This window comes from Micromonospora sp. URMC 105 (assembly GCF_051386295.1).
Taxonomy (GTDB): Bacteria; Actinomycetota; Actinomycetes; order Mycobacteriales; family Micromonosporaceae; genus Micromonospora.
In genome coordinates, this window is record NZ_JBPQTL010000055.1 from 24,862 (window position 1) to 38,456 (window position 13,595).

At 76.2% G+C, this 13,595-nt stretch carries 8 protein-coding genes; 5 read left to right on the forward strand and 3 right to left on the reverse strand.

The genetic code is table 11. The features are described from left to right. Positions 1-5: 5 nt before the first annotated feature. Both mycP and eccCa read right to left on the reverse strand, forming a co-directional pair. Positions 6-1,358 carry a type VII secretion-associated serine protease mycosin gene (gene mycP, locus ACSNN7_RS18445; RefSeq protein ID WP_436682052.1) on the reverse strand — a complete coding sequence of 451 codons (1,353 nt, stop codon included), beginning with the start codon at positions 1,356-1,358 and terminating at the stop codon, positions 6-8. A 75-nt stretch (positions 1,359-1,433) separates the two neighbouring features. Further along, on the reverse strand, positions 1,434-5,393 hold the full coding sequence (eccCa, locus tag ACSNN7_RS18450; RefSeq protein WP_436682053.1) for a type VII secretion protein EccCa: 3,960 nt from the start codon (positions 5,391-5,393) through the stop codon (positions 1,434-1,436). Positions 5,394-5,494: 101 nt separating this feature from the next. On the opposite strand from eccCa, the gene eccD reads away from it, so the two are divergent. Beyond that, on the forward strand, positions 5,495-6,895 hold the full coding sequence (gene eccD / locus ACSNN7_RS18455) for a type VII secretion integral membrane protein EccD (RefSeq protein WP_436682054.1): 1,401 nt from the start codon (positions 5,495-5,497) through the stop codon (positions 6,893-6,895). A gap of 55 nt (positions 6,896-6,950) precedes the next feature. On the opposite strand, the gene ACSNN7_RS18460 is transcribed toward eccD, so the two are convergent. Further along, positions 6,951-7,457 (reverse strand): inorganic diphosphatase, encoded by a 507-nt coding sequence (locus ACSNN7_RS18460; RefSeq protein ID WP_334455690.1) that lies wholly within the window; start codon positions 7,455-7,457, stop codon positions 6,951-6,953. A 555-nt stretch (positions 7,458-8,012) separates the two neighbouring features. On the opposite strand from ACSNN7_RS18460, the gene dacB reads away from it, so the two are divergent. The 4 genes from dacB to ACSNN7_RS18480 all read left to right on the forward strand — a co-directional run bounded on the left by dacB (position 8,013) and on the right by ACSNN7_RS18480 (position 13,484). After that, a complete protein-coding gene (dacB, locus tag ACSNN7_RS18465; protein ID WP_436682058.1) occupies positions 8,013-9,488 on the forward strand; it encodes a D-alanyl-D-alanine carboxypeptidase/D-alanyl-D-alanine endopeptidase in 1,476 nt (491 codons plus the stop codon). A 66-nt stretch (positions 9,489-9,554) separates the two neighbouring features. Next, a complete protein-coding gene (locus ACSNN7_RS18470; RefSeq protein ID WP_334455689.1) occupies positions 9,555-10,622 on the forward strand; it encodes a zinc-dependent metalloprotease in 1,068 nt (355 codons plus the stop codon). Between the two features lie 10 nt (positions 10,623-10,632). Beyond that, complete coding sequence (gene tilS, locus ACSNN7_RS18475) at positions 10,633-11,697, forward strand: tRNA lysidine(34) synthetase TilS (RefSeq protein ID WP_436682055.1); 1,065 nt, start codon at positions 10,633-10,635, stop codon at positions 11,695-11,697. A 152-nt stretch (positions 11,698-11,849) separates the two neighbouring features. Next, positions 11,850-13,484, forward strand: a complete 1,635-nt coding sequence (locus ACSNN7_RS18480; protein ID WP_436682056.1) for a gamma-glutamyltransferase family protein — start codon at positions 11,850-11,852, stop codon at positions 13,482-13,484. The last annotated feature ends 111 nt before the right edge of the window (positions 13,485-13,595 follow it).

Below are 13,595 nucleotides of genomic sequence, written 5' to 3' on the forward strand. Positions count from 1 at the left end.
CGGGGTCAGCGACCCCACAGCCGGAACCGGCGGATCATCAGCGCGGCACCGGTGACCAGGGCGGCGAGGATGGCCACGCCCGTCCAGAGCCGACGCGGCGCGGGGTCGTCCCCGGCGCCGGCCGGCTGGGCCGACCAGCGGGTGTGCTGCCGGGGAGCGGTGAAGCCGAGCGGGTCGGAGCCGGTGCCGCCGGCCTGGGCGTCGTCGGCCGACCCGGGCGCCGGGCCGAAGCCGACCACGCCGGGGGAGGTCTGGTCGTCGAGCGGGTTGCGGTGCACCAGCGGCACGTCCGCGGTCAACGCGGCCACCGGGTCGACCAGGCCGTACCCGAAGCGGTCGTCGCGGCCGGTGGGGCCGATGTCCTTCGCGGTGGCCAGCAGCCGGTTGACCACGTCACCGGCGGACATCTCCGGGTACCGGGAGCGGACCAGCGCGGCGGTCGCCGCCACCAGCGGCGCGGCGAAGCTGGTGCCCTGCACCCCCCAGTGGCCGCCGGGACGCGCGCCGATCAGGCGGGTGGCCGGTGCGGAGAGGGTGGTGGCGTGCCCGGTGATCGAGCCGGACCAGAGGTTCTCGCTGTCGCCCTCCAGCCCCGCCACGGCGATCACACCGGGCTCCCGGGCCGGGTACCAGACCTTGGAGTTGGTCGAGGTGGCGACGTTGCCGGTGCAGGCGACCACGACCACGTCCCGGGCGAAGGCGTAGTCGAGCGCGGCGGCGAGCGCCGGGCTGTCGCCGCTGCCGCCCAGCGACAGGTTGATCACGCGGGCGCCGTTGTCGACCGCCCAGCGCACGCCCTTGGCGACGATCATCGCGTCGTCGTAGCGGTTCTCGTCGTCGAGCACCCGCACCGGCAGGATGCGGGCGCCGGGGGCCAAGCCGGCGACGCCCTTGCGGTCGTCGTTGCGCCCGGCGATCAGGCTGGCCACCGTGGTGCCGTGGCCCACCGGGTCCGGCTTGTCGGCGCCGGCGGGGGTGACCAGGTCGATGCCGGGCAGCACCTGGCCGGCGAGATCCGCGTGCGAACCGTCCACGCCGGAGTCGATCACCGCGACGGTGACCCCCTGGCCGGTGGAGGTGCTCCAGGCCGTGCTGGCCCGCAACGACTCCAGCTGCCACTGCTCGTCGCGGACCCGGTCGGCGCGGGTGGTGGTCTCCACCGGGGTGAAGCCCGGCTCGGCCAGCGGTGCGCCGGCGACCGGCGCGGCCACCGTGACCGGCCGGGACGCGGTGGCCGGCGGTGGCGCCACGCCGACGACCGTCACGGCGGTCGCCGCGACCCCGAGCAGCGCGCGCCCGGCGAACCGGTCGAACGCGGTCGGGGCGCCGTGCCGAACCCTGGTCACATCCTCCGCCATTCATCGTCCTTGACACGTGCTGCTCGGCAGATTACCGGTTTTCCCCGCCGTGGCGGGACGTTCCGCCGGACACGCTCACGGTGGCGGCAGATGCGCCAACTGGACCAGGCGTACGCCCTCACGCCGGGTGACCAGGCGTCCGCGTCCGGGTGGCAGCGGCCCGGGACGGACCTGACCGACCAGCGGTCCCTCGTCCGGGCTGCCGCTCATCACCAGCCCGGCGGTGGAGAGTTCCCGCAGCCGCTGCACGATCGGCTCGTACTGGGCCCGGGCGGCGCCGCCGGACCGGCGCACCAGCACCAGATGCAGCCCGATGTCGCGGGCCTGGGGCAGGTGCTCCTCCAGGCCGCGCAGCGGGTTCGCCGGGCCGCTGGAGACCAGGTCGTAGTCGTCGACCAGCACGAACAGCTCCGGCCCGGACCACCAGGACCGCTCCCGCAGCTGCGCCGGGGTCACCTCCGGTCCGGGCAGCCGGGCCTGCATGTAACCGGCGACCGACTCCACCAGCTCGGCGGTGTGCGCCGCCGCGCTGCCGTACCCGATCACGTGCGGGTCGTCGATCAGGCTGTACAGGCTGCGCCGGTAGTCGACCAGGATGATCCGGGCCTGCTCCGGGGTGAACCGATCGATGATCGAGGTGGCCAGCGCGCGCAGGAACGACGACTTGCCGCACTCCGCGTCGCCGAAGACCACGAAGTGCGGCTCGGTGGCGAAGTCCACCGCTACCGGGCGCAGGTCCGCCTCGGCCACGCCGATCGGGAAGGCCAGCCCGGTGGCGGCGGAGGTGTCCAGCTCGGCGTAGGGCAGCACCGGCGGCAGCAGCCGTACCCGGGGGGCGGGCGGACCGGACCAGGCGTCCGCGACCGCCTTCACCAGGTCGGCCGTCTCCGTGCCGGCCAGCTGCGGCAGCGCGGTGAGGAAGTGCAGGCTCTGCGCGGTGATGCCCCGGCCGGGTGACTTCTCCGGCACGCTCGCCGCCGCGACCCGCTTCACCACCGAGTCCGACGGGTCACCGAGGCGCAGCTCCAGACGGGAACCGAAGAGGTCGCGGATGGCCGGGCGGAAGTCCGTCCAGCGGACCGCGCTCGCCACCACGTGCACCCCGTACGACAGGCCGCGGGTGGCGAGGTCGGTGACCAGCGGCTCCAGGTCGTCGTACTCGCCGCGCAGAGTGGCCCAGCCGTCGACCACCAGGAACACGTCGCCGAACGGATCGGCGGCGGGCTGCCCGGCCGCCGCCGGCGCGGACCGGCGCAGCCGCCAGGCGGCCATCGACTCCACACCCAGCTCGGCGAAGCGGCGCTCCCGCTCCGCGAGCAGGGTGGCGATCTCGCCGACGGTCCGGCGCACCACCGTCGGGTCGGCCCGGCCCGCGATCCCGCCGACCTGCGGCAGGTCGCGCAGCGCGGCGAGCCCGCCGCCGCCGAAGTCCAAGCAGTAGATCTGCGCCTCGGCCGGGGTGTGGGTGAGCGCCAGCGCGCAGATCAGCGTCCGGAGCAGGTGCGACTTGCCGCTCTGCGGCCCGCCGACCACGGCCACGTGCCCGGCCGCGCCGTCCAGCGCCAGCCAGAGCAGGTCGCGGCGTTGCTCGAAGGGCTTGTCCACCACGGCCACGGGCACCTGGAGCGCGCCGTGCAGCTCCGGGTTGGCGACGGTGAGGCCGCGCTGCGGATCGGCGGCCGCCGGCCCGAGCAGCTCGTCCAGGGCGGGTGCGGTGTCCAGCGGCGGCAGCCAGACCTGGTGTGCCGGCGGGCCCTGCCCGGCCAGCCGGCCGACCAGCACGTCCAGCAGCTTCGAGGTCTCCTCCTCGACGGCGGCCGGCGCCGGGACGGCCGGCTCCGGTACCGGCACCAGGTGGGTGGAGAAGGTGAGCAGCCGGGTGCCGCCGCCCGCGCCGCCGCCGGCCGCCGCGCCGCGCCGGCGTACCGGGCCGGAGACGTACGCGGCCTTGAACCGGACCAGCGGGTCGGTGCCGGCCCGCAGATAGCCGTGCCCGGGGGAGCGGGGCAGCTCGTGCGCGTCCGGCACCCCGAGCACCGTCCGGGACTCCAGCGCCGAGAAGGTCCGCAACCCGATCCGGTACGACAGGTGCGTGTCGAGCCCCCGCAGCCGCCCCTCCTCCAGCCGCTGGCTGGCGAGCAGCAGGTGCACCCCGAGCGAGCGGCCCAGCCGGCCGATCTGGACGAAGAGGTCGATGAAGTCGGGCTTGGCGGAGAGCAGCTCGGAGAACTCGTCGCAGATCAGCAGCAGCGACGGCAGCGGCGCCAGCGGGGTGCCGGCGGCCCGGGCCCGCTCGTAGTCGCGCAGGCCGGCGAAGTTGCCGGCCCGGCGCAGCAGCTCCTGGCGGCGCATCAGCTCGCCGTTGATGGCGTCCACCATCCGGTCGACCAGCGGCAGCGCGTCGGCCAGGTTGGTGATCACGGCGGCGGTGTGCGGCAACCGGTCGAAGGAGGCGAAGGTGGCGCCGCCCTTGAAGTCGACCAGCACGAAGTTGAGCTGTTCCGAGCTGTGCGTGGCGGCCAGCCCGAGCACCAGCGTGCGCAGCAGTTCCGACTTGCCGGAGCCGGTCGCGCCGATCAGCAGGCCGTGCGGGCCCATCCCGTCCTGCGCCGACTCCTTCAGGTCCAGCTCGATCGCGCCGCCGTCGGCGCCGACGCCGATCGGCACCCGCAGCCGGTCCCGGGCCGATCGGGGCGCCCAGCCCTGCTCGGCGGTGAAGCTCTCCGGGTCGCCGATGCCGAGCAGCTCCGGCAGGCCCAGCTCGGCCCCGGGCGCGGCCTCGCCCCCGCGTACGGTGGTGGCGAGCCGCAGCGGCGCGAGCCGCCGGGCCACCGCCTCCGCGTCGGCGACCTCCAACCGGTCGGCGGTGCCCACCTCGGCGTGCCCCTCGGCCGACCAGGAGTGCAGCCGGTCGCCGCGCAGCTCCAGCAGGAGGGCGTAGCGGTCGAGCAGCCGCGGCGGCGGCGTGTCCAGGTCGATGACGGTGACCGCGTCGATGCCGCCGTCCCCGGTCAGGTCGGTCGCCCCGGTCAGGTCGCCGCCGTCGAGCAGGACCACCACGTGCGGCCCGTCGGTGGCCGGCCCGGCCGGGCTGAACCGGGACCGGCTGGCCAGCACCTCGTCGAGCAGCCGTTCCAGGTCGGCGGCGGAGCTGGTGACCAGGCGGACCGGGCCGAGCGCGTCGGTGCGGCCGGGGTGGTGGGCGTGCGGCAGCCACTTGACCCACTCCCAGAGCGCCCGCCGCTCCGGCCCGACGCAGACGGCGATGAGCAGTTCGTCCGGGGCGTGGAAGACGGCCAGCTGGGTGAGCATGGCCCGGGCCAGTGCCTGGGCGGCGGGCGAGCCGGTGCCCGCTCGCGCGTCGCCAGGGGCCGCCTCGCCCCGCACGAAGACCCGGGCGAAGCTGCGCATGGAGAGCGCGACCGGCAGGTCCGGCACCACCGAGTACGCGTCGAGGAAGCGCCGCAGCGCCCCCGCGGTCATCGGTTCCAGCTCCTCCAGGGGCCGGGTGACCGGCGGGACCAGCGGGGTGGCCAGGGTCTGCGGGCCGACGGCCACCCGGACCACGGCGAAGTCCGGATCGCCCGGCCGGCGCTCCCAGACCCGGTGGCTGTCGACCGTCGACCAGAGCCGGCCCGGGTCGGGGTGCCGGTAGTAGAGCCCGGCCCGCTGCTGCCCGGCCGTCTGCCGGACCCGGCGGCGCAGCGCGGTCAGGTGCCGCAGGTACTCGCGGCGGGCGGCCATCATCTCCGACTTCTTCGGAGTGCCGGAGGCGCTGCCCCAGGAGGTCACCAGCATCGCCAGCGAGGAGAGCCCGAACATGCCGCCCACCACGTACGAGTAGGCGCCACCGCCCCGGCCGAACATCATCGCCATCGCCACCGTGCCGCCCAGCATGGGCAGCACCATCAGCGCCTGCTGCCAGCGGCCGCCGGTCACCGCCGGGATCTCCGGTGGCGCCTCGACGGGCAGCTCGCCGACCGGGATCTCCGGCGCCGGGCGGCGCGGCGGGCGCTTGATGACGACAGTGGACACTGGCCCTCCAAGGTGGCGCTCGGTAACCCGAGCCTGGCTCATGGTAGGTAAAGTCCTGTCGTCCGTCAGCCACCGCTCCCGCTCGATATGGAGATCACTCGATGACCACCGGGCTGGCAAGGGTCACCATCAGCGCTCCGCAACGACGCGTCGACGTGGCCTTGCCGGAGCAGGTCCCCCTCGCTGAGCTGCTGCCCGAGGTGCTGCGGCACGCCGGCGAGGGGCTGGCCGACGACGGCGAGCGGCACGGCGGCTGGGTGCTGCGCCGCACCGACGGGGCGGTGCTGGCGACCGCCCAGGCGCTGCTGCCCCAGGGGGTGCGCGACGGCGAGGTGCTGCACCTCGTCCCGGCCCACGCCGAGTGGCCCGAGCTGGAGTACGACGACGTCGTCGAGGCGATCGCCGACGGCGCCCGGCGGCGGGGCAGCGCCTGGTCGCCGGCCGCCACCCGGGGCGCCGCGCTTGCCGGTGCGGGCGTGCCGCTCGCCGTCGGGCTGGTCGCCGTCCTGGCCGGTGGGCCGCAGCACCGCGCCGGCTGGCCGCTCGCGGTCGCCGTCGCACTGCTGCTCGCGCTCGCCGGCACGGTCGCCTCCCGGGCGTACGGGGACGGCCCGACCGGCGCCACCCTCGGCGGGTACGCCCTGCCGTACGCCGCGGCGGCCGGCGCCCTCGCGGTCAGCTCCGGCGACCCGGTCGGTACGTTCCGGCCGCTGCCCTGGCTGGGCGCCCCCGAGCTGCTGGCCGGCGCGGTGGCGCTGCTGCTGGTGTCGGTGCTCGGCCTGCTCGGCACCGCAACCCGGCTGCGGGTCTTCGTGGCCGGCGCCACGATCGGCGCGGTCGGTGCGGCCGCCGCCCTCGGCGGGCTCCTGCTCGACCCGGCCGGCACCGCGGCGGTGCTGCTCTGCGTGCTGGTCTTCGCCCTCGGCGCGCTGCCGCTGCTGGCGATCCGGCTCGGCAAGATGCCGCTGCCGCCGATCACCCTGCCGACCGGGCCGACCGGCGGCCCGGACGGCGTCCGGGACCTGCCCGACCGCGCCCGGGTGCACGCGGCGGTGGCCCGGACCGAGGAGATGCTGACCGGGATGCTGATCGGGCACGCCGGGCTGGCGCTCGCCGCCGCCCTGGTGCTCGGCGGCGCCGGCGGGCCGGCCGGGCGGCTGCTGGTGGCGGTCGTCTCGGCGGTGCTGCTGCTGCGCTCCCGGCTCTTCGTGGCGGTACGCCACCGGGTGCCGCCCGTACTGGCCGGGCTGGCCGGGTTCGCGGTGCTCGGCGTGGGGCTCGCCGTCGGAGCCGGTGCGGCGGTGCTGCCGGCGCTGACCGTGGGCGGGCTGCTGGTGGCCCTCGTCGCCGTGACGGCCGGCACCACGTACGCCCGGCGGCCGGTGTCGCCGTACGTGGGCCGGGTGGCCGACCTGACCGACACCGCGCTGGTGGTCTCGGTCGTGCCGGTGGCCTGTGCGGTGCTGGGCCTCTACGACGCCGCCCGCGGCCTGCTGGGCTGAGCCGACGACGAAGGGCCCGGGAACGCTCCCGGGCCCTTCGTCGACTCAGCTGGTGTCAGTGCGCGGCGTCGCCGTGCTCCTCGGCGTCCTTGGCCCGCTGGTACGACGCGCGGATCTCGGCCTCGGCCTCCACCCGGCCGACCCAGGTCGCGCCCTCGACCGACTTGCCCGGCTCCAGGTCCTTGTAGACCTCGAAGAAGTGCTGGATCTCCAGGCGGTCGAACTCGCCCAGGTGGTGGATGTCGCGCAGGTGCTCCTGGCGCGGGTCCTCGTAGGGCACGCAGAGGACCTTGTCGTCGCCGCCCTTCTCGTCCGTCATCCGGAACATGCCGATCGTGCGGCAGCGGATCAGGCAGCCCGGGAAGGTCGGCTCGGGGACGAGCACCAGCGCGTCCAGCGGGTCGCCGTCCTCGCCGAGGGTGCCCTCGATGAAGCCGTAGTCGGCCGGGTACTGGGTCGACGTGAAGAGGGTGCGGTCCAGCCGGATCCGGCCGGTCACGTGGTCCACCTCGTACTTGTTTCGGTGACCCTTCGGGATCTCAACCGTGACGTCGAAATCCATCTCCCACGCTCCCTCGTCTGCCCACGCTGGCTGAACGGAACCACAGACGTCCCCGGTACGGGTGATTGGCCACCCGTCGGCTCCGGACGCCGCATAGTCTTCGGACCGAAGTAGTGTCACCCAGGCTGGTTCCGGAGGCGGGAGGAGGGGGTCGTGGGGAGGGAAGATTCACACTACCGCCCTGAGGGGGTTGACGGACGCGGGTCCGGCGGATCCGCGAGCGGGCGCGTCCCGGTGCCCGGTGTGCACCCGGCCGACCGGTCGCCGGCGCCGCAGGGGCCGGGTGCCGGGCAGCCGCCGGCGGGGCCGGTCCCGCCGGTCTGGCCGGGCGATCCCCGCAACGGCGGGCGCTTCCCCGAGCTGAACCCGCCCGGCCGGCCCGCCGCCGGCTCCGCCCGGGTGCCGTCCGGGCCGCCGCCGGCCGCGGGCCCGGCCCGGGTCCCACCGCCGTCCTGGGAGGGCCCGGTGAGCGGGCCGGGTCAGGTCTACGGCGCCGCGCCGGTCTCCCCGGCCGCCGCCGCACCCGTCTCCCCGCCGCCGGCGGGTGCCGGGCCGCTGTCTGCGCCGCCGCCCGCGCCGCGCCGGCGTCGTCGGCTGCTGCCGGTCGCGGTGCTCGCCACCGTGCTGCTGCTCGTCCTGGCCGGCGTCGCCGTGGTGGTTCGTCCCGGGCCGGTCGCCGGGTGGCTCGGCGACGAGGCCGCCGGGCCGGCGGCCTCCGCCCGCCCGCCGGAGCCCGACCCGTCGCCGGTGCTCGCCGGTCCGGACGCCAACGCCCCGCAGCCCACCCCCGCCGGGGTACGCGCCGCCGTGGAGCCGCTGCTCGGGGCCGCCGCCCTCGGCGGCCGGGTGAACGTCTCGGTGGCCGACGCGACCACCGGGGAGTCCCTCTACACCCGGGGCGGCGACGACGGCACCGTGCCCGCCTCGGTGACCAAGCTGGTGACCGGCGTGACGGTGCTGGAGGCCCGCGGCCCCGGGTACCGGATCCCCACCCGCGCGGTGGCCGGGGCGAACCCGGGCGAGGTGGTCCTCGTCGGCGGGGGCGACCCGACCCTGGCTGTCGACGGCAAGGGCTTCTACCCCGGTGCGGCCCGCCTCGACGCGCTGGCCAAGCAGGTGAAGCAGGCGCTCGGCGGTACCGCGCCGACGAAGGTCACCGTCGACTCCTCGCTCTTCCCCGGCCCGGTGCACGCCTCCGGCTGGGACGACGACATCCCGACCGGGGGCTACGGCGCCTCGATCACCGCGCTGATGACCGACGGCGCGCGCACCGATCCCGAGGCGGCCCGGAGGACGTTCGACGACACCCACGGCGCGGCCGAGCGGGCCCCGGAACCGGACCTGGCCGCCGGCCGCTCCTTCGCCCGGCTCCTCGGCATCGGCGGGAATGCCCAGGTCAAGCGGGGTACCGCCCCGGCGGCCGGGGGCACCGCGACCGCCGGCGCCCCCGCGCCCGGCACCGAGCTGGGCAAGGTCGAGTCGCTGCCGATGGTCCGCCTGGTCGACATCATGATCAGCGACAGCGACAACGTGATCGCCGAGGCGCTGGCCCGGCAGGTGGCGCTGGCCCGCAACCAGCCGGCGAGCTTCGCCGGTGGGGCGGCGGCGATGGACGTGGTGATCGGCGAGCTGGGCCTGCCGGCCGACGAGATCAGCCTCGCCGACGCCAGCGGGCTGTCCCGGAACAACCGGATCAGCCCGTCCCTGCTCACCGACCTGATCACGCTGGCCGGCAAGGGCGAGCAGCCGGAACTGGGCGCGATCTTCGGCGGTCTGCCGGTCGGCGCCTGGTCCGGCACCCTCGGCGAGCGCTACCGGGTCGACACGACCGCCGCCGGTGCCGGGGTGGTCCGGGCCAAGACCGGCACGCTGACCGGGGTGCACGCCCTGGCCGGGCTGGTCACCACGGCCGAGGGTCGGCTGCTCACCTTCGCGGTGCTCACCGACCGGGCCCCGGCCGGCGATCCGGACGTCACCCGCCAGGCCCTCGACCGGATCGGCGGCGCCCTGGCCGGTTGCGGCTGCCGCTGACCCCGTCCGCCGGAGCCCCTGCTCGCGCGCCGGGCCGGGGTGTTCCGGCGCGGGTACGGTGGGTGCATGGCGCAGTTCGTGGACTGGGATCTGGCCGCCGCAACCGCGGGGGCGCTGAGCAAGTCGGGCCCCCGGGTGTCGTACGCCGAGGCCACCGAGGTGGTCGTCGACCTGCGTCGGCTCACCGAGGAGGCGGCCGGGCACGTCGCCGACTACACCGGGCTGCGCTCTCAGGTGACGCACCCGCCGGTACGGGTGGTGGACCGCCGGGACTGGGCGGCCGCCAACATCGCCGGCCTCCGGGAGGTGATCTCCCCGCTGGTCAGCCGGCTCTCCGGCGACAAGCGCCCGGGCCCGCTCACCGAGGCGATCGGGTCCCGGCTGACCGGGGTGCAGGCCGGCACCGTGCTCGCCTACCTCTCGGGCCGGGTCCTCGGCCAGTACGAGGTCTTCTCCGGCGACCCGGGTCAGCTGCTCCTCGTCGCGCCGAACATCGTCGAGGTGGAGCGGAAGCTGGAGGCGGACCCGCGCGACTTCCGGCTCTGGGTCTGCCTGCACGAGGTCACCCACCGCACCCAGTTCACCTCGGTGCCCTGGATGCGGGCGTACTTCCTCGGCGAGGTGAACGCCTTCGTCGACGCCTCGCAGGGCAACGAGCACCTGCTGGAGCGGCTGCGCCGCGGCGTGGCCACGCTCTCCGACGCGGTCAAGGACCCGGAGAGCCGCACCAGCGTGCTGGACATCGTGCAGACCCCCGCGCAGCGGGCCGTGCTGGACCGGCTCACCGCGCTGATGACGCTGCTGGAGGGGCACGCCGAGTTCGTGATGGACGGCGTCGGCCCGCAGGTCATCCCCAGCGTGGAGCGGATCCGGGCGGGCTTCAACCGGCGCCGCGAGGCCGGCAACCCGCTGGAGAAGGCGATCCGCCGGCTGCTCGGCGTCGACGTCAAGATGCGCCAGTACGCCGAGGGCCGCAAGTTCGTGCACGGCGTGGTCGACCGGGTCGGCATGGACGGCTTCAACAAGATCTTCGGCTCCCCGCTGACCCTGCCCCGGCTGGACGAGCTGGGCGACCCGGACGCCTGGGTGGCCCGGGTGCACGGGCCGGCCGGCGCCACCCCGAGCGCCGGCTGAGCGGACGGGAGTGGCCGCCCTCGCCCCGCCGGTCGCCGCGATCCGGGTCGCGGTCCGCCGCGCGCTGACCGGGCTGCCGGCCGACGGGCCGGTGCTGGTGGCCTGTTCCGGTGGGGCCGACTCGCTCGCCCTGGCCGCCGCGACCGCCTTCGTGGCGCCCCGGCTCGGCTTGCGGGCCGGCCTGGTGACCGTCGACCACGGATTGCAGGAGGGCTCCGCCGAGCGGGCCGGGTCGGTGGCGCGGTGGGCGGTCGAGGTCGGCCTGGATCCGGTCGAGGCGGTGCCGGTCACCGTGGCCGGGCGCCCCGGCGGTCCGGAGGCGGCCGCCCGCGAGGCCCGCTACCAGGCGCTGCTCGACGCCGCCCGGCGGCACGACGCGACGGCGCTGCTGGTCGGGCACACCCGCGACGACCAGGCCGAGACGGTGCTGCTCGCGCTGACCCGGGGCGCCGGGCCGCGCGGGCTGGCCGGGATGCCCGAGCGCCGGGAGCTGGCCGGGGTGCCCCTGCTGCGTCCGCTGCTCGACGTCACCCGGGACGAGACCCGCAAGGCGTGTGCCGCGCTCGGGCTGACCCCGTGGGAGGACCCGCACAACGCCGACCCCTCGTACGCCCGGGCCCGGGTCCGCACCGAGGTGCTGCCGGTGCTGCTGCGGGCGCTCGGCCCGGGGGTGCTGGACAACCTGGCCCGCACCGCCCGGCTGGTCGCCGCCGACACCGCCGCGCTGGACGACCTGGCCGCCGCCGCCCTCGCCGCCCCGCCCCTGGAAGCGTCGCCCGGGGACGGGCCCGTCGGTGACGGGGTGGTCGCCGTCCCGGCGGGCGTGCGGGCCGTCGACGGGGGGCTCTCCGTGGCGGCCCTGGCCGTCTTGCCGACGGCGGTGCGAACTCGGGTGCTGCTTGCCTGGGCCCGGGAACTGGGCGCGTCGCCGGCCGCCCTGTCGCACCGGCACGTGGCCGCGCTGGAAGCGCTGGTCACCGACTGGCGTGGGCAGGGCGCGACGCACCTGCCGGGTGGGCTGCGGGTGGCCCGCAGGGCCGGCCGACTGTTCCCGCTCGGCGGAGGGCCCGGCTGAAGCGCGTCGTCGTCGGTGGAGCCGGATCCATGATCGGGTGACGTTCTCCGGCGGATCTGACGGCGTGTCGTGTCGGTTTCTGCTTTCCGATCGTGAGGGGGCGGGCGACGCCGGCTCTCCCCGGGAGCCGCCGGAGGCGGTAGACATGGCGGATGGCGTACCCCCGGCAGCCGCTCTTCGCCCCGAACGGTGCCGTCGCGACCAGCCAGCCGCTCGCGGCGGCCGCGGGCCTGGCCGTGCTGCGGCGCGGCGGCAACGCGGTCGACGCCGCGCTGGCCACGGCGATCGCGCTCACCGTGGTGCAGCCGCCCTCGAACGACATCGGCGGTGACCTGTTCGCGATCGTCTTCGACGGCGAGCGGCTGCACGGGTTGAACGCCTCCGGCCGGTCCCCGGCCGCGCTGACCAGGGAGGTCGTGCTCACCGCGACCGGACGGCAGCCGCCGGCCGCGGTCGACGCGCTCGGCGGTGCGCAGGCGCGCGGCCCGGCGATGCCGGCCCGGGGCTGGCTGCCGGTGACCGTGCCGGGCGTGCCGGCCGGCTGGCGGGACCTGCACGACCGCTTCGGATCGCTGCCCTTCGCGGAGCTGTTCACCGACGCGATCTCCTACGCCGAGCACGGCTACCCGGTCGCCACCGGCACCGCCGCCACCTGGGACCGGGCGCTGGCCGCCCGGGTCGAGCCGGGCGGCGAGGAGTACGCCGAGTTCGACCGGGTGTTCACCGTCGGTGGGCGGGCACCGCGCCCCGGCGAGCGGTGGCGCAATCCGGACGCCGCCCGCACCCTGCGCCGCATCGCCGAGACCGGTGCGGAGGACTTCTACCGGGGTGACATCGCCGCGGCGCTCGACGCCCACGCGGCCCGCACGGGTGGCCTGCTCACCGGCGACGACCTGGCCCGGCACGCCTCCGCCTGGGTGGACCCGGTCAGCGCCCGCTACCGGGGGCACGAGGTCTGGGAGCTGCCGCCCAACGGGCAGGGGATCGCCGCCCTGCTGGCACTGGACATCCTGGACGGTACGGACCTCGCCGCGCTCGACCCCGAGGCACGGCTGCACCGCCAGATCGAGGCGGTCAAGCTCGGCTTCGCCGACGCGCACGCCCACGTGGCCGACCCGGAGCGGGCCCCGGTGCCGACCGCCGCCCTGCTCGATCCCGGCTACGCGGCGACCCGCCGGTCCCTGGTCGGCGAGCGGGCCGGCGACCCGGTGGCGGGTGACCCGGAGCGGGGCGGCACGGTCTACCTCTGCACCGCCGACGCGGGCGGGATGATGGTCAGCCTGATCCAGTCCACCTACCTGGCATTCGGCTCCAGGGTGGTGTTGCCCGGACACGGCTTCGCCTTGCAGAACCGGGGCCTCGGTTTCCGCCTCGACCCGGCGCACCCGAACGTGGTCGGGCCGGCCAAGCGACCCTTCCACACCATCATCCCGGGCTTCCTGACGCGCGACGGCGCCCCGGTCGGGCCGTTCGGCGTGATGGGCGGGCACATGCAGCCGCAGGGGCACGTCCAGGTGGTCTGCGCCACCCTCGACGCGGGACTCGACCCGCAGGCCGCGCTGGACGCCCCCCGCTGGTACTGGCACACCGGCCGGACCCTGCTGGTCGAGCCGGCGCTGGCCGCGGTGCCCGGGCTGGTCGCGGGGTTGCGCGCCCGGGGGCACGAGGTCGCCGTCGCTGCGGAGCCTTCGGTCTTCGGGTACGGGCAGGCGATCTGGCGAGTGCCCTCGGGGGGTTACGTCGTGGGGTCGGAGTCGCGCGTTGACGGGGCGGCGGTCGGGTTCTGACTCTTCTGGTTCGGGGTCTCTTCTGGTTCGTCGGGCTCGGGGTGGGGTTTCGCCGGAGCCCGACCCGCTCCGGGCGGTCAGGCTTGATCCCTGCGCGGGTCGGGCTCCGGC

Excerpts from the sequence above, each read along its gene's own strand:
- ACSNN7_RS18470 (WP_334455689.1), top strand. The coding sequence starts at position 9,555 with ATGGCGCAGTTCGTGGACTGGGATCTGGCCGCCGCAACCGCGGGGGCG.
- ACSNN7_RS18460 (WP_334455690.1), bottom strand. The coding sequence starts at position 7,457 with ATGGATTTCGACGTCACGGTTGAGATCCCGAAGGGTCACCGAAACAAG.
- eccD (WP_436682054.1), top strand. The coding sequence starts at position 5,495 with ATGACCACCGGGCTGGCAAGGGTCACCATCAGCGCTCCGCAACGACGC.
- mycP (WP_436682052.1), bottom strand. The coding sequence starts at position 1,358 with ATGGCGGAGGATGTGACCAGGGTTCGGCACGGCGCCCCGACCGCGTTC.
- ACSNN7_RS18480 (WP_436682056.1), top strand. The coding sequence starts at position 11,850 with ATGGCGTACCCCCGGCAGCCGCTCTTCGCCCCGAACGGTGCCGTCGCG.